The sequence below is a fragment of the Pseudomonas sp. PDM19 genome (genome assembly GCF_014852215.1).
Classification (GTDB): domain Bacteria; phylum Pseudomonadota; class Gammaproteobacteria; order Pseudomonadales; family Pseudomonadaceae; genus Pseudomonas.
In genome coordinates, this window is record NZ_JACVBG010000004.1 from 23,914 (window position 1) to 48,484 (window position 24,571).

Consider the following 24,571-nt stretch of genomic DNA (forward strand, 5'->3'; position numbering starts at 1 on the left):
GTCTGATGGACGCCAATCGACTGCTGGCGCGCCCCTGGTTACCGGGGGTGGAGTTGTTCCATGCGGACTTCTCCGGCCAGCCGTTCGGGCGGCACAGTCACGATGCCTTTGCCATCGGCGCCATCCTGCACGGCGCTGGTGGCTACCAGTGCCGCGGCGCGCACCACGTGCTGCCGGCCGGCACCCTGTCGCTGATGAACCCGGAGGAGCCGCACACCGGCAATGCCGAGTCCGAGCGGCTGGTCTATCGCATGCTCTACATCGAAGAATCGCGCCTGCTCCCGCTGCTGGGCCGCAAGCAGTTGCCGCGTGGCTTCCAGGCGCTCAATCCGCACGATGACGGGCAGGTGGCGGAGGCGCTGCGGCGCGTCGCCACGGAGTTCGAGCGCAACGACGCACTGGCGCTGGAGAGCGAACTGCTGGCGCTGCTGGAGTTGGTGTTCGTTCGCCACGGCGGCATGCGCCCGACTGCCTCGGCCTCGCGCGACGGCAGCGTCACTGCCAAGCTGCGCGACTACCTGGAAGCGCATTACCGCGAGGCGGTCAGCCTCGAAGCGCTGGCTGAGCTGCTGCAGCGCCATCCGCGCCACCTGATCGAAGCCTTCCGCAACGCTTACGGCGTGCCGCCGCACACCTACCTGCTGCAGCGGCGCATCCGCGAGGCCAAGCGCCTGCTGGTGGCCGGCGAGAAGCCGCTGGAGGTCGCGCTGACCCTGGGGTTCTACGACCAGGCGCACTTCTCTGGCACCTTCCGCCGCTTCACCGGCGTTACGCCCGGTCGCTTCCTGCGCGCCACGCGCACCTGACTTTCTTCCAAGACCGGCAAACCCCGACGCTTCCAGACTGCGCGACGCCGCTATCCGGGAGATCACCATGTTCGCCGCCTTCGCGCTGGTCGCCAGCACCCACTTCGCCGCCCTGCTGTCACCGGGGCCGGACTTCTTCCTGCTGATCCGCGCCGCGCTGCTGCGCGGTCGTCGCCATGCCGATGGCTGCGCGGCGGGCATCGCCCTGGCCAATCTGGCGAGCATGCTGCTGGTGCTGTTCGTTCTCGGTCTGTTGCCGGAAGTGGCCAGCCACGGGCTGCGGGTGGTGCAGTTGCTGGGTGGCGTCTACTTCGTCTGGCTCGGCGCGCAGGCGCTGCTGGCGCGGCGCGAGCTGGAGATTCCCACTGATCTGGGGCTGCAGCGCAGCGGAGGATTTCTGCGCGGGATGCGCGAGGGCCTGCTGGCCAGCAGCCTGAACCCCAAGCTGCCGATCTTCTACACCGGGCTGTTCGGCGTGCTCGGGCAGTTCCACCTGCCGGGCTGGGCACTGGGCGTCTGCGTGCTGTGGATGGGCGCGGTGGTGCTGCTGTGGGACATGGCGCTGGTGCGCCTGCTGGATCGCCCGCGCTGGCGCGGCTGGCTGAAGCGCCGGGTCACAGCGCTGGACCGACTTTGCGGCGGCCTGTTGCTGGCGCTGGGTGGCTGGCTGCTGTGGAGCGGGCTGCGCTGACGGCTGTCATTCGCGCCCGCCCGCTCGCGCGGATCAGTCGCGCTCCAGGGTCCAGACCTTGTTGCCGGGCGCGTACTGCGGCATCTCGTCGGACTGGGCGCGGTTCACCGCTTCGAACAGCTCCAGCTTGTCGCCGTCGCGCTCGAAGAGGAATTCGCGGCCCTGCTGGCCCTGTTGCAGCCAGATGCTGTCGTTGTCGCCGCTCATGGCCGCGCAGTCGCCGGCCAGGCACAGCGCGTAGCGATCGAAGCCGGGCATGCCTTCGAGGCTGCCGTTGGCGGCGAACTTGACCTTGCTGCCCTTGCCTTCGCCTTCCTGGATGATCCAGGTGCCGTTCAGGTAGGCGGCGTAGAGGGCGTTCTCGAAGGTGCTGCCGGCCGGGCTCTGCGCGGCGGGCTGCTCCTTGGGACGCAGGAAGCGCTGCTCGGGCCAGTTGTCGCTGCCCACCTGCACCAGCTCCTTGCCGTCCAGCTCCAGGGATTCCTGGTTGCTGCCGTAGAAGTCGACGCGGTAGTGCTTGGGATCTTCGGCGCTCAGCTGGCCTTCGCCGAGCTCGAAGCCGTTGCTGAAGGTGGCCTGGCTGGCCTTGGTGTCCAGCTTCCATTCCAGGTTCGGGCCGTAGGCCAGCAGCGCCTCGCGCAGCTTGCCGCCCTTGCCGGCGGCATCGATGGCGGCCTGGTTGACCCAGACGCCGGAAGGGTCGGACGGGGTGCCGGCGCAGCCGGTGAGCAGGCCGATCAGGGCGCTCAGGATCAGGGCGCGACGCATGTTTGCTCCTTGCAGACAAAAGAACGGGGCCCTGAAGGCCCCGTTCGGGAGGTGCGGCTTATTCCAGGACGACGATGGCGTCCATCTCGACCTGGGCGCCCTTGGGCAGGGCGGCAACGCCGATGGCGGCGCGGGCCGGGTAGGGCTGGACGAAGTACTTGCCCATGATCTCGTTGACCTTGGCGAAGTGCGACAGGTCAGTGAGGAAGATGTTCAGCTTGGCGACGTCGTGCAGGTAGCCGCCGGAAGCCTCGATGACGGCTTTCAGGTTCTCGAACACCTGGACGGTCTGCTCTTCGAAGCCCTCGACCAGTTCCATGGTTTTCGGGTCCAGCGGGATCTGGCCGGAGACATAGACGGTGTTGCCAGCCTTGATCGCCTGGGAGTAAGTGCCGATGGCGGCCGGGGCTTTGTCGGTGTGGATAACGGTCTTGGTCATGTCGACTCCTAACGGGGTGGGATCAGCTGCGCATGCGGGTGATGCGGATCACGCCCTTGAGCGCGCGCAGCTTCTTGATGACGCGGGCCAGGTGCACACGGTCATGCACGCTGACGACGAGCTGGACCACGCTGATGCGACCGTCGCGCTCGTCCATGCTGATCTTCTCGATGTTGCCGTCGGCGGCGTTGACGCTGGTCGCCAGCAGGGCGATCAGGCCGCGCTGGTGTTCCAGCTCGACGCGCAGTTCGACGTTGAATTCGCCGGTGACATCCTTGGCCCAGCTGAGCTGGATGCACTTTTCCGGATTGTGGCGGATTTCGCTGATGTTCCGGCAGTTCTCCAGGTGCACGACCATGCCCTTGCCGGCCGACAGGTGGCCGACGATCGGGTCGCCGGGGATCGGCGTGCAGCACTTGGCGTAGCTGAGCACCAGACCTTCGGTACCGCGGATCGCCAGCGGCCCTTCGGCGCTGGGAGCCTGCTCGCCTTCGCTGGACAGCAGGCGGCGCGCGACCACGTAGGCCATGCGGTTGCCCAGGCCGATCTCTTCGAGCAGGTCCTCGAAGACTTCCATGCGGTATTCGTTGAGCACGCCCTGGATGCGTTCCTGAGGGATCTTCTCCAGGTGGCTGTCGAAGCCGGCCAGCGTCTTGTTCAGCAGGCGCTCGCCGAGGTTGATCGACTCGGAGCGGCGCTGCAGCTTGAGCGCGTGGCGGATGTGCGTGCGCGCCTTGCCGGTGACCACGAAGTTGAGCCAGGCCGGGTTCGGCCGGGTACCCGGTGCGGTGACGATTTCCACCGTCGCGCCGCTCTGCAGCGGCTCGGACAGCGGCGCCAGGCGGCGGTTGATGCGGCAGGCGATGCAGCTGTTGCCGACGTCGGTGTGCACCGCGTAGGCGAAGTCGACGGCCGTGGAGCCCTTGGGCAGCTCCATGATGCGGCCCTTGGGCGTGAAGACGTAGACCTCGTCCGGGAACAGGTCGATCTTCACGTTCTCGATGAATTCCAGCGAGTTGCCGGCGCGCTGCTGCAGTTCGAGGATGCCCTTCACCCACTGGCGGGCGCGGGCATGGGTGCCTTTCTGCGCTTCCTCTTCGCTGGACTTGTACAGCCAGTGCGCGGCGATGCCGTGGTTGGCCATCTCTTCCATCTCACGGGTGCGGATCTGGATCTCGATGGGCACGCCGTGCATGCCGAACAGCGTGGTGTGCAACGACTGGTAGCCGTTGGCCTTGGGAATCGCGATGTAGTCCTTGAAGCGACCGGGGAACGGCTTGTACAGGTTGTGCACGGCGCCGAGCACGCGGTAGCAGGTGTCGACCTTGTCGACCACGATGCGGAAGGCGTAGACGTCCATGATCTCGTTGAACGCCTTGCGCTTGCCGCGCATCTTCTTGTAGATGCTGAACAGGTGCTTCTCGCGGCCCAGGACCTGGCCTTCCATGCTTTCGCGGGCGAGGCAGTTGACCAGCGATTCCTGGATCTTGCCGACGATCTCGCGGCGGTTGCCACGGGCCTTCTTCACCGCCTGGCGGATGCGCTCGGAGCGCATCGGGTGCATGGCCTTGAAGCCCAGGTCCTCGAATTCCACGCGCATGCTGTGCATGCCCAGCCGGTTGGCGATGGGGGCGTAGATTTCCAGGGTTTCCTTGGCGATGCGCCGGCGCTTCTCGCCGGACAGCACTTCCAGGGTGCGCATGTTGTGCAGGCGGTCGGCCAGCTTCACCAGGATCACGCGGATGTCGCGCGCCATGGCCATGGCCATCTTCTGGAAGTTCTCGGCCTGCGCCTCGGCCTTGGACTCGAAGTTCATCTGGGTCAGCTTGCTGACCCCGTCCACGAGTTCCGAGACGGTTTCGCCGAACTGCGCGGTGAGCGCTTCCTTGGCGATGCCGGTGTCCTCGATCACGTCGTGCAGCATGGCCGCCATCAGGCTCTGATGGTCCATGTGCATGTCGGCGAGGATATTGGCGACGGCGAGCGGATGGGTGACGTAAGCCTCGCCGCTGCGGCGGCGCTGCCCGTCGTGGGCCTGCTCGGCGTAGTAGTAGGCGCGGCGGACCAGGTTGACCTGGTCCGGGCCCAGATAGCTCGACAGACGATCGGCGAAGGCATCTATGCTCGGCATGGGTTCACCCCCTGCCGAGCGGTACGTCGCAGTGCACCGATTCGTCGGCCGGACATAGACTTACAGGGCCTCGTTGTTGGCCTCGTCTTCGAAGGCAGCGAACAGCGGTTCTTCTTCAACCACGTCCTCCAGCAGAACGATTTCGTTGTCGATCAGGCCGGAAGCGATTTCGCGCAGGGCGACGACGGTGGGCTTGTCGTTTTCCCACGGTACCTTCGGCTCTTTGCCGCCGGTGGCCAGCTGACGCGAACGCTTGGTGGCGAGCATGACCAGCTCGAAACGGTTATCGACGTTGTCCAGGCAGTCTTCAACGGTGACGCGGGCCATGGTGTTCCTCGTACTGAAATGTAGGCCCGGAAAATGCCGGGCGGACTGGATAGTCTAAAAAATCGCCAATCTTTATGGAAGTGCCTTCTCTCGGCGACTTCAGGCCAACAGGCGTTGCAGCAGCTCGGTGTGACGCTGCTGCTGGGCATCCTGACGGAGCTGGCGGGCGCGGAAGATCGCCTTGAGGTCTTCCAGCGCGTGGGCGAAATCGTCGTTGATCACCAGGTGATCGTATTCCACATAGTGGCTCATTTCGCTGACGGCTTCCTGCATGCGCCGCTCGATCACCTCGTCGCTGTCCTGGCCGCGGTTGGTCAGGCGCTGGCGCAGGGCTTCCTGGGTCGGCGGCAGGATGAAGATCGACTGCGCCTGGGGCATCAGCCGGCGTACCTGCTGCGCGCCCTGCCAGTCGATCTCCAGGATCAGGTCGTTGCCTTCGGCGAGGGTCTTCTCGACCCAGCGCTGGGAGGTGCCGTAGAGGTTGTCGAAGACCTGCGCGTGCTCGAGGAATTCGTTGCGCTCGAGCATGGCGCGGAAGGTGTCGTGGCCGACGAAGTGGTAGTTCACCCCGTCCACTTCGCCCGGGCGCATGCCGCGGGTGGTGTGGGAGACGGAGACGCGCACGCTGGGCATGGCGTCGAGCAGGGCTTTGACCAGGCTGGTCTTGCCGGCGCCGGACGGGGCGGAAACGATGTAGAGGGTGCCGGACATGGCGCTTTCCTGGAGTTGCGGTTGACTGTGGTTGAAGCCGGATGCGTCCGGCTTACTCGATATTCTGGACCTGTTCGCGCATCTGCTCGATCAGGACCTTGAGGTTGACCGCGGCCTGGGTGGAGCGCGGGTCGAAAGCCTTCGAGCCCAGCGTGTTGGCCTCGCGGTTGAGTTCCTGCATCAGGAAGTCCAGGCGCCGGCCGGCGGCGCCGCCCGCCTTGAGCACGCGGCGTACTTCGGTGACGTGGGTGGTGAGGCGATCCAGCTCCTCGGCAACGTCGCTCTTCTGCGCCAGCAGGACCATTTCCTGTTCCAGGCGCTGCGGGTCGAGCTCGGCTTTCATCTCGGTGAAGCGGTCGAGCACCTTCTGGCGCTGGTTGGCGAGCATTTCCGGGACCAGCTGGCGCAGGTTGGCCACGTCTTCCTGCATGGCTGTCAGGCGCTCGTCGATAATCTTCGAAAGCTCGGCACCTTCGCGGGCGCGGCCGGCCTTGAGTTCATCCAGGGCCTGGGTGAAAGCAGCCAGCGCGCTGGCGTTGAGCGCCTGCGGATCGGCGGCATCGCCCACCAGGACGCCGGGCCAGGCCAGCACGGCCAGCGGATCGAGCGGGGCGGGGTTCTTGATCAGGTCGGCGACGGTCTCGGCGGCGGCGACCAGTTGCGCGGCGCGCTCGCGGTCGACCTGCAGCGCCTTGCCGGCGTTTTCCTCGTTGAAGCGCAGGGTGCATTCCACCTTGCCGCGCGACAGGCCCTGGCGCAGCGCCTCGCGCACCGCGCCTTCGAGGTCGCGGAAGGCTTCGGGCAGGCGCAGGTTGGGCTCGAGGTAGCGGTGGTTGACCGAGCGCAGCTCCCAGCTCAGGGTTCCATGGGTGCTGGCGCGCTCGACGCGGGCGAAGGCGGTCATGCTGTGGACCATGGAGTCACCTCTCTGAATGGGCTGGGAAAACGGCCGACAGGTCGTCGGAAACCGGTAATTGTACCCCAGCGTAGCGCGCCGCAGCACGCCGGCGGTGGTTGCGCCCGTCCGCTGGCCTCTATAATGGCGGACATTCCCCCGCCAGCAATCTGTACAGGATGCCTCCATGAACCGTCCCAGTGGCCGCGCCGCCGACCAACTGCGCCCGATCCGTATCACCCGCCATTACACCAAGCACGCTGAGGGCTCCGTGCTGGTCGAGTTCGGCGACACCAAGGTGATCTGCACCGTCAGCGCCGAATCCGGTGTGCCGCGCTTCCTCAAGGGCCAGGGCCAGGGCTGGCTGACCGCCGAATACGGCATGCTGCCGCGCTCCACCGGCGAGCGTAACCAGCGTGAAGCCGCGCGCGGCAAGCAGGGTGGTCGCACCCTGGAAATCCAGCGCCTGATCGGCCGCTCCCTGCGTGCCGCGCTGGACCTGTCCAAGCTCGGCGAGAACACCCTGTACATCGACTGCGATGTGATCCAGGCCGACGGCGGCACCCGCACCGCTTCGATCACCGGCGCCACCGTGGCGCTGATCGACGCCCTGGCCGTGCTGAAGAAGCGTGGCGCACTCAAGGGCAACCCGCTCAAGCAGATGGTCGCCGCGGTTTCCGTGGGCATGTACCAGGGCGAGCCGGTGCTGGACCTGGACTACCTGGAAGACTCCGCGGCCGAGACCGACCTGAACGTGGTCATGACCGATGCCGGTGGCTTCATCGAAGTCCAGGGCACTGCCGAGGGCGCCCCCTTCCAGCCGGCCGAGCTCAATGCCATGCTGGAACTGGCGCAGCAGGGCCTGCGCGAGCTGTTCGAACTGCAGCGCGCCGCGCTGGCAGACTGACCCGGCGGGCGGCCAGCCCGCCCGATCTTCAAGTGCAAGGAGCGAAAGGATGAGCGACGAAGTACCGGTACAGCAGGTTCAGCCGAGCCAGGAAGCCCGTCAGTGGGCGATGTTCTGCCACTTTGCCGCCTTCCTTGGCTTCATTTTCCCCTTCGGCAACCTGCTCGGGCCGCTGATCGTCTGGCAGATCAAGCGTGAATCGGCCCCGTTCGTGGACCGTCAGGGCAAGGAAGCGCTGAACTTCCAGATCACCGTGAGCCTCGCGGTGGTGGTCAGCTGTCTGCTGATGCTGGTGGTGATCGGCTTCTTCCTGCTGGGCCTGGTGAGCATCGGCGCACTGGTGCTGACCATCATTGCCGGGATCAAGGCCAATGAAGGGCTGGATTACCGCTATCCCTTCACCTGGCGTCCGCTCAAGTAAGCGCGCTCCAGATGCGAAAAAGCCGGCTCGAAGCCGGCTTTTTTCTGTCCGCCTCGCGGCGGTGCGACAGGACTCAGATGCTCAGGGTCCAGTCGTAATCGACGATCAGCGGCGCATGCTGGGAGAAGCGCGGCTGGCGCGGCAGCTTGGCGCTGCGCACGAAGCGGCGCAGACCCGGCGTGAGGATCTGATAGTCGAAGCGCCAGCCCAGGTTGAGCAGCTCGGCCTGTTCGCTGTCCGGCCACCAGCTGTACTGGTCGCCTTCGCGATTGACCTCGCGCAGGGCGTCGACGTAGCCCATGGTGCCGAAGATCTCATCCATCCAGCCACGCTCCGGCGCCATGAAGCCCGGCGATTGCTGGCATTCGCGCCAGTTCTTCACGTCCAGCTTCTGGTGCGCGACGTACAGCGAGCCGCAATAGATGTATTCGCGGCGCTTGCGGCGCTGCTTGTTCATGTACTGGGCGAAATCGTCCATGAACTTGAACTTGTGGTTCAGGTTCTCATCCCCTTCCTGCCCGGTAGGCAGCAGGAGAGTGGCGATACTCACCTTATCGAAATCGGCTTGCAGGTAGCGCCCGTAACGATCGGCCATCTCGAAACCCAGGCCGCTTATGACAGCCTTGGGTTGCAGACGACTATAGATTGCGACGCCGCCCTGACTGGGCACTTCGGCATCGCAGGCGTACAGGAAGTAGCCATCCAGTTGGTAGGACGGGTCATCCAGATCGAAAGCGGAGGCGCGGGTATCCTGCAAGCAGATCACGTCGGCATTCTGGGCTTGCAGCCAACTGAGCAAACCACGCTCGGCTGCAGCCTGAATACCATTCACGTTCACACTGATGATCCGCATAAATGGCCCCCAAAATCACGTGTGTGTATGATACCCGAGCTCAAACGGTTTAGCTAAATTCATACCGGCCGGTTCTTACCCATGCAGCCATATCAGCGCGATTTCATCCGCTTCGCCATCGAGCGCGGCGTTCTTCGTTTCGGCGAATTCACCCTCAAGTCCGGGCGCACCAGTCCGTACTTCTTCAATGCGGGCCTGTTCAACTCAGGCGTTGCGCTGTCCCAGCTGGGTCGTTTCTACGCCAGCGCGGTGGTCGACAGCGGCATACCTTTCGACGTGTTGTTCGGCCCGGCCTATAAAGGAATTCCGCTGGCGGCCGCTACAGCCATTGCGCTGGCGGAACAGCACGGCCTCGACCTGCCCTGGTGCTTCAACCGCAAGGAAGCCAAGGACCACGGCGAAGGTGGCACGCTGGTCGGCGCACCGCTGGCCGGTCGCGCGCTGATCATCGATGACGTGATCACCGCCGGCACCGCGATCCGCGAAGTCATGCAGATCATCGACGCGCAGGGGGCCCAGGCCGCCGGCGTACTGATCGCGCTGAACCGCCAGGAACGCGGCAAGGGTGAGCTGTCAGCGATCCAGGAAGTTGAACGGGACTTCTCGATCCCGGTCGTAAGCATTGTCTCGCTGGAGCAGGTGCTGGAGTATCTGGCCGGTGACGGGCAGCTCAAGCAGCATCTCGCGGCCGTCGAGGCCTATCGGGCGCAGTACGGTATCTAACCGGAACAAGGGTGTCGGGCATGGCCAAGCAGGGTGCTTACCGCTACAGGGTGTTGATGGGGCTTCTGGGGGCCATGCTCGCAGGCCAGGCGGCAGCTGCCGGCCAACCGACCAGCCAGGTCGAGCTGTACCGCTACGTCAATGACAAGGGCATCACCGTCATCGACCGCCTGGGCGTCCCGCCGCAGTACATCGGCAAGGGCTACCAGGTGCTTAACGACCAGGGCCGGGTGATCCGTGAGGTGCCGCCGGCACCGACCGCCGCCGAGATCGAGCAGCGCAAGGCGGACGCCGCGCGTGCCAGTTCCGACCAGCAACTGATGCGCATGTACACCAGCGTGGAGGACGTCGACCGTGCCCGCGACCGCAAGCTGGCTGAGCTCGACGGGCTGGCCAGCGTGGCCAAGGGCAACCTGCAGTCGCTGAAAACGCAGCAGGCCAACCTGCAGGCCCGCGCTGCCGATCAGGAACGTGCCGGGCGCCCAGTGCCGGATGACCTGGTCGCGCAACTGAGTAACCTGCGCAGCGATGAGCAACGCCTGCAGCAGGACATCGCCCGCTATCAGCAGCTGCGCACCCAGGCGCAGAGCAGCTTCGCCTCCGACCGGGCGCGATTCGCCCAGATTTCCGGCGGTAACTGAGGCAGACGCTCGCCGCGCTTACTGTTGCGGCGAGACGCGCTCGAATTCGTTGATCTTCCCGCGCAGCCAGTCCGGCAAGGGCTGGCTTGTCCGGTCTTCGCCGGCATAGGCGTAGATCAGCTCCCCCAGCGTCAGCAGGGTTTCATCACACCAGATCGACACCTGGAAGGTCAGGCTGCTGCGGCCCAGCCGACTGACGCGCACGCCCATTTCCAGCCAGTCGTCGAAGCGCGCGGGCGCCAGGTATTCCAGGGTGGTCTTCACCGCGAACAGATCGCCGCCGCCGCGCAGCAGGTCCGCCGGGTAGCTTACGCCCAGGTGGCGGTAGTACTCGGTGGTGGCGACATCGGCGTAGGTCAGGTAGTTGCCGTTGAAGACGATTCCCTGCGGGTCCACCTCCGACCAGCGCACGCGCAGGCCATGGAAGAAGCTGAAGTCGTTGCGGGAAACGGGGGATGCGGTCATTCCAGACTCCAGACGGAAAGACACCCGCGTGGATCGCTCCAGGCGGGTGTCATTCTCGATCAGCGCTGCTTGCGATTGGTGATCAGGGTGCCGACACCGCTGTCGGTGAAGATCTCCAGCAGCACGGCGTTGGGCACGCGGCCATCGATGATGTGCGCGCTGGTCACGCCGCCCTGCACCGCTTCGAGGGCGCAGCGGATCTTCGGCAGCATGCCGCCGTAGATGGTGCCGTCGGCGATCAGCTCGTTGACCTGCTCGGTGGTCAGGCCGGTGAGGACCTGGCCCTGTTTGTCCATCAGGCCGGCGATGTTGGTGAGCAGCATCAGCTTCTCGGCCTTCAGCGCCTCGGCCACCTTGCCGGCCACGAGATCGGCGTTGATGTTGTAGGACTCGCCGTTGGCGCCCACCCCGATCGGTGCGATGACCGGGATGAAGTCACCCTGCACCAGCATGTTAAGCAGGTCGACGTTGACCCCGGTGACTTCGCCCACGTGACCGATGTCGATGATTTCCGGCTTGGTCATCTCCGGCGTCTGGCGGGTGACGGTGAGCTTCTTCGCGCGGATCAGCTCGGCGTCCTTCCCGGTCAGGCCGATGGCGCTGCCGCCATGACGGTTGATCAGGTTGACGATGTCCTTGTTGACCTGGCCGCCGAGGACCATCTCCACCACGTCCATGGTCTGCGCGTCGGTGACGCGCATGCCATCGATGAAGTGGCTCTCGATCGACAGACGGCTGAGCAGGTCGCCGATCTGCGGACCACCACCATGGACCACCACCGGGTTGATGCCGACGGCTTTCATCAGCACCACGTCGCGGGCGAAGCTGTTCTTCAGCTCGTCCGTTTCCATGGCGTTGCCGCCGTACTTGATCACCAGCGTCTTGCCGACGAAACGGCGGATGTAGGGCAGGGCTTCGGCAAGGACGCGGGCAACCTGGGCGGCGTCATCGCGGCTCTGGGTCATGGTGGGCTCCGGCATAGAGGTCAAAAGGGCAGGCTGAGGGCGGGATCGACCGCTTTCAGCTGGGTGCGGAACACTTCCTTGATGCGTTCCAGTTCTTCCTGGGAATCCGCCTCGAAGCGCAGGACCAGCACCGGAGTGGTGTTGGACGCGCGAACCAGGCCCCAGCCTTTGGGGTAATCCACACGCACGCCGTCGAGGGTGGTGAGGTTGGCTTCACCCCACTGGCCACGGGCCTGCAGCGCCTCGATCAGGGCGAACTTGCCCTCGTCGGTGACGGTGATGTTGATTTCCGGGGTGGAGATGTCCATCGGGAACGCGGAGAACACGCGTTCGGCATCGCGCTTGTCCAGGCTGATGATTTCCAGCAGGCGCGCGGCGCTGTAGATGCCGTCGTCGAAGCCGTACCAGCGTTCCTTGAAGAAGATGTGGCCGCTCATCTCGCCGGCGAGCAGGGCGCCGGTTTCCTTCATCTTCTTCTTGATCAGTGAGTGGCCGGTCTTCCACATCACCGGGCGACCGCCGTAGCCGCTGATCAGCGAGATCAGGCGACGGGTGCATTTGACGTCGAAGATGATGTCGGCGCCCGGGTTGCGCGATACCACGTCCTTGGCGAACAGCATCAGCAGGCGGTCGGGGTAGATGATGGTGCCTTCGTTGGTCACCACGCCCACGCGGTCGCCGTCGCCGTCGAAGGCCAGGCCCAGGTCGGCGCCGGTCTCTTTCACCTTGGCGATCAGGTCTTCCAGGTTCTCGGGCTTGCCCGGGTCCGGGTGGTGGTTGGGGAAGGTGCCGTCGACATCGCAATACAGCGGAATCACGGTGCAGCCCAGGGCTTCGATCAGCTGCGGGGCGATTACGCCGGCCACGCCGTTGCCACAGTCCACCACCACTTTCAGCGGCTTGGCCAGGGCGATGTCGTCGCGGATCTGCTGGAAGTAACGCGGCAGGATGTCGACCTGCTGCACGCTGCCCACGCCGGAGGCGAGGTCGCCATTCTGGATGCGTTCGCGCAGTGCCTGGATCTGCTCGTTGGCCAGGGTCTCGCCGGCGACGACGATCTTGAAGCCGTTGTAGTCCGGCGGGTTGTGGCTGCCAGTGAGCATCACGCCCGACTTGCCTTCCAGGACGTTGGCCGCGTAGTACAGGACCGGAGTCGGCACCATGCCGACGTCGGTGACCTGGCAGCCGCAGTCGAGCAGACCCTGGATGAGGTGCTGGACCAGTTCGGGGCCGGACAGGCGGCCGTCACGGCCCACGGAGACGCACGGCTCGCCGCGCGCAAGGCTTTCGGAACCGATCGCACGGCCGACCCAGTAGGCGGTCTCGGTGGTCAGGGTGTCGCCGACCACGCCACGGATGTCGTAGGCGCGGAAGATGCTGGCGGGCAGCTGCGGGGCTTTAGGCGTGCTCATAGCGGGTGTTTGCTCCAATCCCAGGAGATCCTGGTCTTCATCAAGAATGTCGATGTCCAGAATGTCGGTGTTCTGGAACAGCGGATCGACCAATGGCGTTTCAGTGGCAGCGGCCGGGGCGCTGGCAGCGGCGACAGCCGGAACCGGCTGGGCGGCGGCTGCAGGCGCGGCGGGAGCGCTGGCACTGGGTGTTTCGGTCTTGCGACGCGGCTGGCGGGCCAGCGCCTGAGCCAGCGCCTGCAGGCTCGGCAGGCTCAGCTCAGGAGCTTTGGCAGTGCGTTGGCCGGCGAGTTCCTGAATGAACTGCCCCAGGCCCTGGGCATCTTTGCTGACCCGGCGCTGCATCGCACTTTGCGCAAGATAGAGGCCGAGCAGGCCGCCCACCAGCGCGAGCAGCGCAGCGATGCCCAGCAGGGTCGGCGAGTACAGCGGATTGGTGAGGGTCGGGCCGGGGGTGAAGCTCAGCTTCCAGTTCGGGTTGCCGCTGGCGATGCTGAGCGGCGCAACTTCACTGGCTTGGCCGCGCTGCAGCAGTACCTGCGCCGGCGAGTTGCCGAACTGCTGGGAAAGCTGCAACTGGCCGATATCGGCGGACATCGGCGGCAGGCTGCCGAGCAGGCGCTGCAGGTCGACGACCAGCAGCAGCGAACCCTGGATCGAGTTGTCCGCACCGCGCAGCGCGGTGGGGCTGTAGACCAGCCAGCGGGTGCCGACCTTGTAGGCTTCCGGTGCCACGGCCTGGCCGCTCTCGACGCGGTGCAGCATGTCCAGCGCGGCATAGTTGAGCGGGCCGGGGCGGGAGGTGTCCTGCACGGCCTGCCCGCTGGCGTTCAGGTGGACATCCACCAGCCCATCAAGATGCCCCTGGGTGAGTGCCTTTTCCAGCGCGGCGATGCGCGCCGGGTCATTGCTCTGCAGGGTCGGCAGCAACTGCGAGTCGCTCGCCATGGCGCGGCTGTCCGCGGCCAGCAGGCTGAGTGACTGGCGCAGCGCGCCGGCCTGGCTTTCCGACCAGGCGCTGCTGACCTGCGCGACGTGGGCCTTGTCCGCCTGGCCGAACAGGCTGAACCAGAGCAACGCGCCGGCCGCCGCTATACCGCCGACGGTAAGGACCAGGGAGGGCAGCAGCGGTTTGAGGTCGACCTTGGCCGCCGGCCCCTTGACGGGCTTCTCCGCCGGCACGAGTTCCGGCAGTTCGGCGCTGTCCTTGGCAGTGCGTTGGAAAAGTTTCATGCAACGTCTCCTCGGCGATTCATCCTGAAAGGGAAAGGGGTCAATGGCTGCCGGAGTGACCGAAGCCGCCGGCGCCGCGCTGGCTCTCGTCGAAGGACTCGACCAGCTCGAAGTGCGCCTGCACCACCGGCACCAGCACCAGCTGGGCGATGCGTTCGCCAATGGCGATCTTGAAAGCCGTCTGGCCGCGGTTCCAGCAGGAGACCATCAGCTCGCCCTGGTAATCCGAGTCGATCAGGCCGACCAGGTTGCCCAGCACGATGCCGTGCTTGTGGCCCAGGCCCGAGCGCGGAAGGATCAGCGCAGCCAGGCCCGGATCGGCGACGTAAATGGACAGGCCGGTGGGGATCAGTACGGTCTGGCCCGGTTCGAGGACGCAGTCCTCCTTGAGCATGGCGCGCAGGTCGAGGCCGGCGGAACCGGGAGTTGCGTACTGCGGCAGCGGGAAGTCGCTGCCCAGGCGGGGATCGAGGATCTTGGCTTGCAGGGAATGCATTGAGTTCTCAGTGTTGATTGATGCGTTCGGCGATGAAGGCGATCAGCTGGCGGGCGATCTTGCCCTTGCTGGTCTGGGCGAACGCAGTCTTGTGCAGTTCGCGGTCGATGACCGTGATGGCGTTCTCTTCACTATTGAAGCCGATGGACGGATTTGCGACGTCATTGGCGACGATCAGGTCGAGATTCTTGTCCTTGAGCTTGCGCGAGGCGTACTCGAGCAGGTTCTCGGTCTCCGCGGCGAAACCGACGCTGAAGGGCCGGTCCTCGCGCAGCGAGAGGGTGGCGAGAATGTCGGGATTGCGCACCAGCTGCAAGAGCAGGCCGTCACCGGTGGTGGGGTCTTTCTTGAGTTTCTGCGTGGCGACCAGTTCCGGGCGGTAGTCGGCCACGGCGGCGGAGGCGATCAGGATGTCCGCCGGCATCGCGGCTTCGCAGGCGGCGAGCATGTCGCGGGCGCTGACCACGTCGACGCGGCTCACGCGGTCCGGGGTCGGCAGGTGCACCGGGCCGGTCACCAGGGTCACGCGGGCGCCGGCTTCGGCGGCCGCTTCGGCCAGGGCGAAGCCCATCTTCCCGGAGCTGTGGTTGGTGATGTAACGCACCGGGTCGATGTTTTCCTGGGTCGGCCCTGCGGTGATCAGGATGTGCTGGCCGGTCAGGGCCTTGAACTCGAAGCAGTCGGCGGCCAGTTGCGCCAGCTCTTCGGCCTCGAGCATGCGTCCCGGACCGACGTCGCCGCAGGCCTGGCTGCCGGCGGCGGGGCCGAAGAAGTGCAGGCCGCGCGAGCGCAGCAGCTCGGCATTCACCTGGGTGGCCGGGTCGCGCCACATGGCCTGGTTCATCGCCGGCGCCAGTGCGACCTGCGCGTCGGTGGCGAGCACCAGGGTGGTCAGCAGGTCGTTGGCCACGCCCTGGGCCAGACGCGCCATGAGGTCGGCGGTGGCGGGGGCGATCAGCACCAGATCGGCCCAGCGGGCCAGCTCGATATGCCCCATGGCTGCTTCGGCGGCGGGGTCGAGCAGGTCCAGGTGCACCGGGTGCCCGGACAGGGCCTGGAGGGTGAGCGGGGTGATGAACTCGCGGCCGCCCTGGGTCATCACGACACGCACCTCGGCGCCCTGGTCGCGCAACCGGCGGACCAGTTCGGCGCTCTTGTAGGCGGCGATACCGCCACCGACGCCCAGAACGATGCGTTTACGATAGAGCCGCTGCATAGGCCAGCCTTAAATACGGAAATGGATGACGCGCGCTGAAGCCGATGACGCCTCCCCAGGCCTCCGGCCGCGCGCAGCGAGGGGGCTAAGATAGCACAGCGCCTGCGCCGGAACAGCGGGCGGACCAGACCTGGGAGGTTGCGTGAGAATTCTCGATTGGCCGGTGTCGGAGCGGCCCCGTGAACGCTTGCTCGAACAGGGGGCGGCGAGCCTGAGCGATGCCGAATTGCTGGCCATCTTCCTGCGCACCGGTGTCACCGGTTGCAGTGCCGTGGACCTCGCGCGCCGGCTGCTGGTCGAGTTCGGCAGCCTGCGCGCGCTGCTGGAGGCCGATCTCGAGGCGTTCTGCAGCCATCGCGGGCTGGGGCCGGCCAAGTTCACCCAGCTCCAGGCGGTGCTGGAGATGAGCCGCCGGCACCTGGCCGAGGACATGGACCGCGGGCCCGCCCTGGAAAGCCCGCAGGCGGTGCGCGACTTCCTCAAGGCACGCCTGCGCCACGAACCCCACGAGGTCTTCGCCTGCCTGTTCATGGACAACCGCCACCGCATGCTGGACTTCGAGGTGCTGTTCCACGGCTCCATCGACAGCGCCAGCGTCTACCCACGGCAGATCGTCAAGCGCGCCCTGGCGCACAACCACCCCTCCGGGATCGCCGAACCGAGCCAGTCCGACGACCTGCTGACCCGTCGCATCGTCCAGGCGCTGGCGCTGATCGATGTGCGGGTGCTCGATCACTTCATCGTCGGTGACGGCGAGCCGCAATCCATGGCCGAGCTGGGGATGCTCTAGCTCCGGTGCGCTACAGCTGCACCTTCGAATAGTCCTGGCGACCGAAGGGGTTCACTACGTAGCCCTTCACGTTCTGGCGGGTCAGCGCCGAGGCGGTCGGGTGCGCCAGCGGCAGCCACAGCGCCTGGTCGTGGATGATCTGCTGCGCCTGGTGATACAGCTCGCTGCGCTTGGCCTGGTCGGCCACCGCCTTGCCCTGGCTGATCGGGCCGTCGAGCTTCTCGTCGCAGTAGCGCGCGAAATTCAGCCCGGATTTCACGCTGGCGCAGGAGAATTGCGGGGTGAGGAAGTTGTCCGGGTCGCCGTTGTCGCCGGCCCAGCCCATGAACAGCAGGTCATGCTCGCCGGCCTTGGCGCGGCGGATCAGCTCGCCCCATTCGATCACGCGGATTTCGGCCTGGATGCCGATCTGCGCCAGGTCCGCCTGCAGCAGCTGTGCGCCGACGCTGGGGTTGGGATTGAGCAGGCTGCCGGAAGGGCGGGTCCAGATGGTGGTCTTGAAGCCGTCCTTGTGCCCGGCCTCGGCCAGCAGCGCGCGGGCCTTGTCCAGGTCGCGCGGGTAGCCGGGGATGTCCTTGGCATAGCTCCAGGTGTTGGGCGGGTAGACGCCGTCGGCGGCGGTGGCGCTGCCGGCGAACACGCTCTTCAGGTAGCTGCCCTTGTCGAAAGCGAGGTTGATCGCCTGGCGCACCTTGGGATTGTCCAGCGGCGGGTGCTGGCTGTTGATGCCGACGAAGGCGGTCATGAAGGCCGGGGTCTGTTCGACCTTGAGTTCGGCGCTCTTCTGCGCCGCCTCGACGTCCAGCGGCTTGGGCGACAGGGCGATCTGGCATTCGCCGCGCTTGAGCTTCTGCAGGCGCACGCTGGCGTCCGGGGTGATGGCGAACACCAGGTTATCCACAGCTGGCTTGCCGCCAAAGTACTCGGCGTTGGCGACATAGCGCACCACGGCGTCTTTCTGGAAGCGCTTGAAGACGAAGGGACCGGTGCCGACCGGCTGGGCGTTGAGCTTCTCCGGGGTACCGGCCTTCATCAGATGGTCGGCGTACTCGGCGGAGTAGATGGAGGCGAAGCCCATGCTGAGCATCGCCAGGAAGGTGGCGTCCGGGTGGTTGAGGCTGAAACGCACGTGGTGCTCATCGACCTTCTCCACGGCCTTGACCAGGCTTGGCAGCTGCATCGACTGGGCGTGGGGGAAGCCGCTCTGCGCGACCTTGTGCCAGGGTTGGGCCGGGTCGAGCATGCGCTGGAAGCTGAACACCACGTCGTCGGCGCCCAGTGCGCGGCTCGGCTTGAAGTAGTCGGTGTGGTGGAAGGCCACGCCGTCGCGCAGCTGGAAGTCGTAGGTCAGGCCATCGTCGGAGACTTTCCAGCTTTCGGCCAGGCTCGGCACCACTTCGCCGCGGGCGGCGTCGAAGTCCACCAGGCGGTTCATCAGCACGTCGGCCGAGGCGTTGGTGGTGGTCAGCGAGTTGTACTGGACCACGTCGAAGCCTTCGGGGCTGGCTTCGGTGCACACGCTCAGCGAGGCGGCGCTGGCGAGGGCAGGGGAAAGAAGGAGGGCAAGAAGGGCAAGACGCATGACGAACTCCGTGTGAGCTGGCAAGATGCCCATCCGCGAGGCTGGGCGGGGTCATGCAAGGCTGTTGGCAGCCTCGAAGGAGCTACCCTAGACCAAGCCGCCGCCCGTCACAACGATGACAGGCGACGAACGGCACCAGTGCCGCGGCCCGCGGGGGCTGGCATCGGCTTTTTCGAGTCATGCTTTCCCTTGCAGCTGGAAGTGTCTTTCTGATATAAAGCTGCGCTCTTTTCTGGGGCCCTGCTCTGATCCTGCGACTCGATCGCGGCGAAGCGGCAGTTAAGACCCCGGTGAAACTGAGAATCCTATTGAGTTAAGCAGCCAACCCATGCCGGGTTTGGCATGTGGTTTACAGAGGGCTGAGCCATGTCGAGAGTTTGCCAAGTGACCGGTAAGGGTCCGGTTACCGGGAACAACATTTCCCACGCACACAACAAAACCCGCCGCCGTTTCCTGCCGAACCTGCAGCACCACCGTTTCTGGGTTGAATCCGAGAAGCGCTTCGTGCGTCTGCGCGTTTCCGCCAAAGGCATGCGTATCATCGACAAGCGTGGCATCGAGGCCGTTCTGAACGACCTGCGCGCCCGCGGCGAAAAATTCTAAGGAGCTGCAGTCATGCGCGAACTGATCCGTTTGGTGTCCAGCGCCGGTACCGGCCACTTCTACACCACCGACAAGAACAAGCGTACCAAGCCTGAGAAAATCGAGATCAAGAAGTACGATCCGGTTGTTCGCAAGCACGTGATCTACAAGGAAGCCAAGATCAAGTAATTGATCTTCGCCCTTGTGAAGAAACCCGCCCCTCGTGGCGGGTTTTTTCTTGCCTGCGATTTTCCCTGGCGAAGATTGCGGACGAAAAAAAAGCCCGCCGATCGGCGGGCTTTTTGGTGTTCGGGGGATCAGGCCTTCTGTTCGAAGATCACGTATACCTTGCGGCAGGGCTCCAGCACTTCCCAGGTGCCGCTGAAGCCGGCCGGGATGACGAAGCGGTCGCCGACGCGCACGGTCTTGGCGCCGCCGTTGGCGTCACGGATCACCGACACGCCCTGGAGAATCTCGCAGTACTCGTGCTCGGTGTAGCTGACATTCCAGTGGCCCGGCTCGCCTTCCCAGATGCCCACGTTGAACTGGCCGCACTCGCTGGCGTAGTGGTTGCGCACGTTCTGCGCCGGGTCGCCCTTGATGATGCGGTCCGGAGCGGGGCGGTAGTGCTCGGGGGCGGTGGTGGCCTGGGCGAAATCGACGATCTGCTCGACGTTCATGGCGGTCTCGGTTCTTTAGAGTTGTTGGCGAGAGTGCGTGCGGGCACGCGCAGCGCTGTTGGATATTTACTCCGAAGCGGCTGTCGGAAAACCATCAGCCGACGAATCAGGGCAGTCTATGTTTAATAAAACGAACGTGACAAGGCCATTTGGCCGCTTAGTGTAAAAAATATTGAAAATTGGCGGCCTCCGGTTTAGGGTTGCCAACAGCATGCGTTTGCTCCGCCTTGCGGAATTTTTGACAGCGCGCCCGCCGGGCGCCTGCACCTGATAAGTACATTAATAAGAGGACACGTTGTCATGGGTACCCTCACTCGCGCCGATTGGGAAGCTCGCGCCAAGGACCTGAAGATCGAAGGCCGCGCCTTCGTCAACGGTGAATATGTCGACGCCGCATCCGGCGCCACCTTCGATTGCATCAGCCCCGTGGATGGCCGCTTCCTGGCCAAGGTCGCCAGCTGCGACCTGGCCGATGCCGAAAGTGCCGTGCAGGTCGCCCGTGCCGCCTTCGATTCCGGCTCCTGGTCGCGCCTGGCCCCGGCCAAGCGCAAGAAGGTCATGATCCGCTTCTCCGAGCTGCTGCTGGAGAACGCCGAGGAACTGGCCCTGCTGGAAACCCTCGACATGGGCAAGCCGATCAGCGACTCGCTGAGCATCGACGTGTCCAGCGCCGCCAACAGCCTGCGCTGGAGCGGTGAAGCGATCGACAAGATCTACGACGAAGTGGCCGCCACCGCCCACAACGAACTGGGCCTGGTTACCCGCGAGCCGGTCGGCGTCGTCGCTGCCATCGTGCCGTGGAACTTCCCGCTGCTGATGACCTGCTGGAAACTCGGCCCGGCGCTGTCCACCGGTAACTCGGTGATCCTCAAGCCTTCCGAGAAGTCCCCGCTGACCGGCATCCGTATCGCCCAACTGGCCATCGAGGCCGGCATCCCGAAAGGCGTATTCAACGTCCTGCCGGGCTTCGGCCACACCGTCGGCAAGGCCCTGGCCCTGCACATGGACGTCGACACCCTGGTGTTCACCGGTTCGACCAAGATCGCCAAGCAGCTGATGGTCTACGCCGGCGAATCCAACATGAAGCGCGTCTGGCTGGAAGCCGGTGGCAAGAGCCCGAACATCGTCTTCGCCGATGCTCCGGACCTGAAAGCCGCTGCTGAAGCTGCCGCCAGCGCCATCGCCTTCAACCAGGGCGAAGTCTGCACCGCCGGCTCGCGCCTGCTGGTGGAGAAGTCGATCAAGGCCGAGTTCGTGCCGATGGTCGTCGAAGCCATCAAGGCCTGGAAGCCGGGCAACCCGCTGGACCCGGAAACCAACGTCGGTGCGCTGGTCGACACCACCCAGATGAACAACGTGCTGAGCTACATCCAGGCTGGCCACGACGACGGCGCCAAGCTGGTGGCCGGCGGCAAGCGCACTCTGGAAGAGACTGGCGGCACCTATGTCGAGCCGACCATCTTCGACGGCGTGACCAACGCCATGCGCATCGCCCGTGAAGAGATCTTCGGCCCGGTGCTGTCGGTCATCGAGTTCACCGATGCCGAAGAAGCCGTGCGCATCGCCAACGACACCCCGTACGGCCTGGCTGCCGCGGTGTGGACCAGCGATCTGTCCAAGGCTCACCTGACCGCCAAGGCACTACGTGCCGGCAGCGTGTGGGTGAACCAGTACGACGGCGGCGACATGACCGCGCCGTTCGGTGGCTTCAAGCAGTCCGGCAACGGCCGCGACAAGTCGCTGCACGCGTTCGACAAGTACACCGAGCTAAAAGCCACCTGGATCAAACTCTAAGGTCGGTTCGGAGGGGCTGCGCGTCGGCCATGCTGCGTTGAGAACGAATTTTGGCTGCTCATTTACGGACGTTGTTCATACGAGCGTAGGTGGCGCACCAAAATTCGTTCTCGCCTTGCCTGGTTCTAGCTCGCGCCTTCCGTGGCGAACTTAGCGATTCAGGCTGGTACAGGTCGGCCCCGAGTCAGGGGCCGGCTCTGACAAAGAGCCACACCCGCGGCCGGGTTTCCCTCAGGGAAGCCCGGCCGCTGTGCATTGCGCATCGGGCACCCCTCGCGCCTGGCGTGCGCTCCGGATGGAACGGGAGAAAGACAATGCGTTGGGGACCGTATTTTGCAGTGTGTGCTGCCGTCATCAGCATCGGTCTGGCCCTGGGCCTGACCATGCCGCTGGTCTCGTTGCGCCTGGAAGGCTGGGGCTATGGCAATTTCGCCATCGGCGTCATGGCGTCCACGCCGGCCGTGGGTGTGCTGCTGGGCGCGATGATTGCCGGGCGCCTCGCGGCGCGGGTCGGCACGCCACGGCTGATGCGCCTGTGCCTGCTGTCCGGAGCCTTCTCGGTCGGCCTGCTGGCGCTGTTGCAGAGCTACCCGATCTGGTTGTTCCTGCGCCTGCTGATCGGCGTGCAACTGACTGTCGTGTTCATCCTCGGAGAAAGCTGGATCAACCAGCTGGCCATCGAGAAATGGCGCGGCCGCCTGGTCGCTCTGTATGGCACCGGCTATGCACTGAGCCAGCTGTCCGGCCCGGTGCTGCTGACGTTCATAGGCACCGCCGACAACCGCGGCTTCTGGTTCAGCGTCTGCCTGCTGGTGGGCGGCTCCCTGCTGCTGCTCGGCCGTACCGGCGCGCCCAGGGTCGACCCGCACAGCGCCAACGGGCGCGGGCTGTTCGCCTTCTGCGGCCAGCTCCCGGCGATCGCCTGGGCGGTGGTGCTGTTCGCCGGCTTCGAGGCGATGATCCTCACCCTGCTGCCGGTCTACGGCATCCAGCAGGGCTTCACCCAGGCGGTAGCGCTGGCGATGGTCAGCACGGTGGTGGTCGGCGATGCGCTGCTGCAGCTGCCCATCGGCTGGCTGGCCGATCGCATCTCGCGGCAGACGCTGTTCAAGGGCTGCGGCATCGTACTGTGCGCGAGCAGCCTGGCCATGCCGCCACTGCTCCACCACATCGCCATCTGGCCGGTGCTGGTGCTGTTCGGCGCCAGTGCGGGCGGGCTGTTCACCCTATCGTTGATCCTTATTGGCGAGCGCTATCGCGACGATGCGCTGGTGCGCGCCAACTCACACATCGCCCAGCTCTGGGGCATCGGTTGCCTGATCGGGCCGCTGGCCACCGGAGCGGCCAGCCAGTGGATCAGCGGCCACGCGCTGCCGCTGGTGATGGCGCTGGGGGCGGTCGGCTTCGTGATCCTGGTGAGCCTGCGCGGATTGCCGCCGGTGATGCGTTCGACTGACGCCGAGCTGCAGCAGGAGCGCTCCTAGAGCATCTTCTCCAGCCCGATGGCGCCGGCGATCCATGCGTTGAGCCGACGCCAGGCGTTGCCCGGTTCGCGGTCCAGCGCCACCAGCTTGCCGCCGCGCTCCTCGATCCAGACCAGCTTTGGCGGGTCACTGTTGGGGGCAACCTTCACCTGGTAGCTGACGCTAGGCGACATGCTCGCCAGCGCCAGGCGGCGTACCTGGTCGGCCAGTTCCGGGCTGTCGACGATGATGCCGACCTCGGTGTTCCACAGCACCGAGCGCGGGTCGAAGTTCAGCGAGCCGACGAACACCTTCCGCTGGTCGAACACCGCTGCCTTGCTGTGCAGGCTGGCGCTGCTCGACCCGCGCACCATCCACGGTGCGCCGGACAGACGTTGGTCCGGATCGGCGCGCAGCTCGTAGAGCTTCACCCCGTGCTCCAGCAGCTCCAATCGATAGGGCGCATAGCCGGCGTGCACGGCCGGCACATCAGTCGCCTCCAGTGAGTTGGTCAGCAGGCGCACGCTGACGCCGCTGTCGGCGCGCTGGGTCAGGTAGTCGACACCGGCGCTGGTCGGTACGAAGTAGGCCGAGACAAGGATCAGCTCCTTCGACACCCCGTCGAACAGCGGCTGCAGCTGGGTGCTGAGCAGGTACTCGCCCTTCGGATCGCCGTGGTCGAGGACTTTCAGCGGGGTGTCCCAGACTGCCTTGCCCGGCGCCCAGACCAGTTCGTCCAGCCAGTTCTGCAGGTGCGGGCGGTCGCTGTTGCGGTTGAGCCGGGCTATGTAGCTGGAGCTCTTCACCCGCTCCTTCGCCAGGTAGTGGTCCAGCTTGCGGCGCATGCGGTTGAGCTCGTCGAGGTCCGGGTCACCCCACAGGTAGTCCTCGATGGGCCGGCTGATGCGGCTGTTCCAGTACTGGTCGAAACTCTGCCCCAGCGACTGCGCCACCGGGCCGACGCCCATCAGGTCGAGGTCGCTGAAGTTCATCTCGGCCTTGGCGTCGAAGTACTCGTCGCCCAGGTTGCGGCCGCCGACGATGGCCACGCTGTTGTCCGCCAGCAGCAGCTTGTTGTGCATCCGCCGGTGCTGTTCGGAGAGGTTGAACAGCCGCCCGAGGTTGCGCGTGACGCCGGTGCTGCGGCCCAGGTGCAGCGGGTTGAACAGGCGCACCTGGATGTTCGGGTGGGCGGCGAGCGTGCCCAGCTCGTAGTCCCAGCCGTCGCTGCTGGTGTCGTCGATCAGGATGCGCACGCGCACGCCGCGGTCCGCCGCGTGCAGCAGCTCGCGGATCAGCGCGCGGGTGGTGAGGCCGTCGTGGACGATGTAGTACTGCACGTCGAGGCTGCGCTGGGCCTTGCGGATCAGCTCGGCGCGGGCGAGGAAGGCGTCGACGCTGGAGGCCAGCAGGTGGAAGCCGGATTGCCCGGGATGGGCGGCGGCCTGTTCGCTGATCTGGTTGTCCAGCCGGGTGCCTTGCACCGGCAGCACGTGCGAAGGCTCGGGCGGCGGCGCGCTGGCGCAGCCACCCAGGGCCAACAGGATCAGCAGGAACAGGCGTGGAAGCAAGGATGAGTC

General features: G+C 65.6%; 26 protein-coding genes. 11 read left to right on the plus strand and 15 right to left on the minus strand.

Annotated elements, in window-relative coordinates; genetic code table 11:
- The first annotated feature begins 5 nt into the window (after positions 1-5).
- Positions 6-806 (plus strand): helix-turn-helix transcriptional regulator, encoded by an 801-nt coding sequence (locus IB273_RS22360; protein ID WP_081515147.1) that lies wholly within the window; start codon positions 6-8, stop codon positions 804-806.
- A gap of 67 nt (positions 807-873) precedes the next feature.
- The gene (locus IB273_RS22365; RefSeq protein ID WP_192225069.1) at positions 874-1,497 is read left to right on the plus strand and encodes a LysE family translocator; all 624 of its coding nucleotides are present in this window, start codon (positions 874-876) and stop codon (positions 1,495-1,497) included.
- Between the two features lie 33 nt (positions 1,498-1,530).
- Here the strand turns inward: IB273_RS22365 and IB273_RS22370 are convergent, their stop codons facing one another.
- The 6 genes from IB273_RS22370 to IB273_RS22395 form a co-directional block, all read right to left on the minus strand.
- Positions 1,531-2,265, minus strand: a complete 735-nt coding sequence (locus IB273_RS22370; RefSeq protein ID WP_192225070.1) for a hypothetical protein — start codon at positions 2,263-2,265, stop codon at positions 1,531-1,533.
- Positions 2,266-2,323: 58 nt separating this feature from the next.
- Complete coding sequence (locus IB273_RS22375; protein ID WP_017520704.1) at positions 2,324-2,704, minus strand: RidA family protein; 381 nt, start codon at positions 2,702-2,704, stop codon at positions 2,324-2,326.
- Positions 2,705-2,726: 22 nt separating this feature from the next.
- Positions 2,727-4,835, minus strand: a complete 2,109-nt coding sequence (spoT, locus tag IB273_RS22380; protein ID WP_151188729.1) for a bifunctional GTP diphosphokinase/guanosine-3',5'-bis pyrophosphate 3'-pyrophosphohydrolase — start codon at positions 4,833-4,835, stop codon at positions 2,727-2,729.
- Between the two features lie 60 nt (positions 4,836-4,895).
- Positions 4,896-5,162 carry a DNA-directed RNA polymerase subunit omega gene (gene rpoZ / locus IB273_RS22385; protein ID WP_045217709.1) on the minus strand — a complete coding sequence of 89 codons (267 nt, stop codon included), beginning with the start codon at positions 5,160-5,162 and terminating at the stop codon, positions 4,896-4,898.
- Positions 5,163-5,261: 99 nt separating this feature from the next.
- Positions 5,262-5,873 carry a guanylate kinase gene (gene gmk, locus IB273_RS22390; RefSeq protein WP_045217706.1) on the minus strand — a complete coding sequence of 204 codons (612 nt, stop codon included), beginning with the start codon at positions 5,871-5,873 and terminating at the stop codon, positions 5,262-5,264.
- 52 nt (positions 5,874-5,925) lie between these two features.
- Entirely contained in the window at positions 5,926-6,789 is an 864-nt protein-coding gene (locus IB273_RS22395; protein ID WP_081515151.1) for a YicC/YloC family endoribonuclease, read from the minus strand.
- A gap of 166 nt (positions 6,790-6,955) precedes the next feature.
- Here IB273_RS22395 and rph point away from each other — a divergent pair, with 166 nt between their 5' ends.
- Together rph and IB273_RS22405 are read left to right on the plus strand one after the other, a co-directional pair.
- Positions 6,956-7,675 carry a ribonuclease PH gene (gene rph / locus IB273_RS22400; protein WP_015479557.1) on the plus strand — a complete coding sequence of 240 codons (720 nt, stop codon included), beginning with the start codon at positions 6,956-6,958 and terminating at the stop codon, positions 7,673-7,675.
- A gap of 49 nt (positions 7,676-7,724) precedes the next feature.
- Complete coding sequence (locus IB273_RS22405) at positions 7,725-8,096, plus strand: DUF4870 domain-containing protein (RefSeq protein WP_192225071.1); 372 nt, start codon at positions 7,725-7,727, stop codon at positions 8,094-8,096.
- Positions 8,097-8,169: 73 nt separating this feature from the next.
- On the opposite strand, the gene IB273_RS22410 is transcribed toward IB273_RS22405, so the two are convergent.
- Positions 8,170-8,949: an exodeoxyribonuclease III gene (locus IB273_RS22410; RefSeq protein ID WP_151188728.1), complete on the minus strand. Its 780-nt coding sequence runs from the start codon at positions 8,947-8,949 to the stop codon at positions 8,170-8,172.
- Between the two features lie 81 nt (positions 8,950-9,030).
- Here IB273_RS22410 and pyrE point away from each other — a divergent pair, with 81 nt between their 5' ends.
- Together pyrE and IB273_RS22420 are read left to right on the plus strand one after the other, a co-directional pair.
- On the plus strand, positions 9,031-9,672 hold the full coding sequence (gene pyrE, locus IB273_RS22415) for an orotate phosphoribosyltransferase (protein WP_081515152.1): 642 nt from the start codon (positions 9,031-9,033) through the stop codon (positions 9,670-9,672).
- Between the two features lie 20 nt (positions 9,673-9,692).
- Positions 9,693-10,313 (plus strand): DUF4124 domain-containing protein, encoded by a 621-nt coding sequence (locus IB273_RS22420; RefSeq protein WP_151188727.1) that lies wholly within the window; start codon positions 9,693-9,695, stop codon positions 10,311-10,313.
- 18 nt (positions 10,314-10,331) lie between these two features.
- Here the strand turns inward: IB273_RS22420 and IB273_RS22425 are convergent, their stop codons facing one another.
- The 5 genes from IB273_RS22425 to coaBC are packed head-to-tail and all read right to left on the minus strand — an operon-like array spanning position 10,332 to position 16,100.
- Entirely contained in the window at positions 10,332-10,778 is a 447-nt protein-coding gene (locus tag IB273_RS22425) for an acyl-CoA thioesterase (RefSeq protein ID WP_151188726.1), read from the minus strand.
- Positions 10,779-10,837: 59 nt separating this feature from the next.
- A complete protein-coding gene (argB, locus tag IB273_RS22430) occupies positions 10,838-11,743 on the minus strand; it encodes an acetylglutamate kinase (protein WP_024762065.1) in 906 nt (301 codons plus the stop codon).
- A 20-nt stretch (positions 11,744-11,763) separates the two neighbouring features.
- Positions 11,764-14,388, minus strand: coding sequence for a phosphomannomutase/phosphoglucomutase (locus tag IB273_RS22435; protein ID WP_192225072.1), 2,625 nt, complete (start codon positions 14,386-14,388; stop codon positions 11,764-11,766).
- A 40-nt stretch (positions 14,389-14,428) separates the two neighbouring features.
- Positions 14,429-14,884, minus strand: coding sequence for a dUTP diphosphatase (gene dut / locus IB273_RS22440; protein ID WP_081515156.1), 456 nt, complete (start codon positions 14,882-14,884; stop codon positions 14,429-14,431).
- Positions 14,885-14,891: 7 nt separating this feature from the next.
- Positions 14,892-16,100: a bifunctional phosphopantothenoylcysteine decarboxylase/phosphopantothenate--cysteine ligase CoaBC gene (gene coaBC, locus IB273_RS22445; RefSeq protein WP_045217692.1), complete on the minus strand. Its 1,209-nt coding sequence runs from the start codon at positions 16,098-16,100 to the stop codon at positions 14,892-14,894.
- 142 nt (positions 16,101-16,242) lie between these two features.
- Here coaBC and radC point away from each other — a divergent pair, with 142 nt between their 5' ends.
- Complete coding sequence (gene radC / locus IB273_RS22450) at positions 16,243-16,890, plus strand: RadC family protein (protein WP_192225073.1); 648 nt, start codon at positions 16,243-16,245, stop codon at positions 16,888-16,890.
- A 10-nt stretch (positions 16,891-16,900) separates the two neighbouring features.
- Here radC and IB273_RS22455 read toward each other — a convergent pair whose 3' ends face one another.
- Positions 16,901-18,472, minus strand: coding sequence for an ABC transporter substrate-binding protein (locus tag IB273_RS22455; protein ID WP_192225074.1), 1,572 nt, complete (start codon positions 18,470-18,472; stop codon positions 16,901-16,903).
- Positions 18,473-18,838: 366 nt separating this feature from the next.
- Here IB273_RS22455 and rpmB point away from each other — a divergent pair, with 366 nt between their 5' ends.
- Both rpmB and rpmG read left to right on the plus strand, forming a co-directional pair.
- Positions 18,839-19,075: a 50S ribosomal protein L28 gene (gene rpmB, locus IB273_RS22460; RefSeq protein ID WP_009614118.1), complete on the plus strand. Its 237-nt coding sequence runs from the start codon at positions 18,839-18,841 to the stop codon at positions 19,073-19,075.
- A 12-nt stretch (positions 19,076-19,087) separates the two neighbouring features.
- Entirely contained in the window at positions 19,088-19,243 is a 156-nt protein-coding gene (gene rpmG, locus IB273_RS22465) for a 50S ribosomal protein L33 (protein ID WP_017520721.1), read from the plus strand.
- A 128-nt stretch (positions 19,244-19,371) separates the two neighbouring features.
- Here the strand turns inward: rpmG and IB273_RS22470 are convergent, their stop codons facing one another.
- Positions 19,372-19,734: a cupin domain-containing protein gene (locus IB273_RS22470; protein ID WP_081515159.1), complete on the minus strand. Its 363-nt coding sequence runs from the start codon at positions 19,732-19,734 to the stop codon at positions 19,372-19,374.
- Positions 19,735-20,034: 300 nt separating this feature from the next.
- Here IB273_RS22470 and IB273_RS22475 point away from each other — a divergent pair, with 300 nt between their 5' ends.
- On the plus strand, positions 20,035-21,528 hold the full coding sequence (locus tag IB273_RS22475) for an aldehyde dehydrogenase (protein ID WP_045217682.1): 1,494 nt from the start codon (positions 20,035-20,037) through the stop codon (positions 21,526-21,528).
- A gap of 314 nt (positions 21,529-21,842) precedes the next feature.
- Positions 21,843-23,012: an MFS transporter gene (locus IB273_RS22480; protein ID WP_192225075.1), complete on the plus strand. Its 1,170-nt coding sequence runs from the start codon at positions 21,843-21,845 to the stop codon at positions 23,010-23,012.
- On the opposite strand, the gene IB273_RS22485 is transcribed toward IB273_RS22480, so the two are convergent.
- Entirely contained in the window at positions 23,009-24,562 is a 1,554-nt protein-coding gene (locus tag IB273_RS22485; RefSeq protein ID WP_081515161.1) for a phospholipase D family protein, read from the minus strand. The genes IB273_RS22480 and IB273_RS22485 overlap by 4 nt on opposite strands.
- Positions 24,563-24,571: the final 9 nt, after the last annotated feature.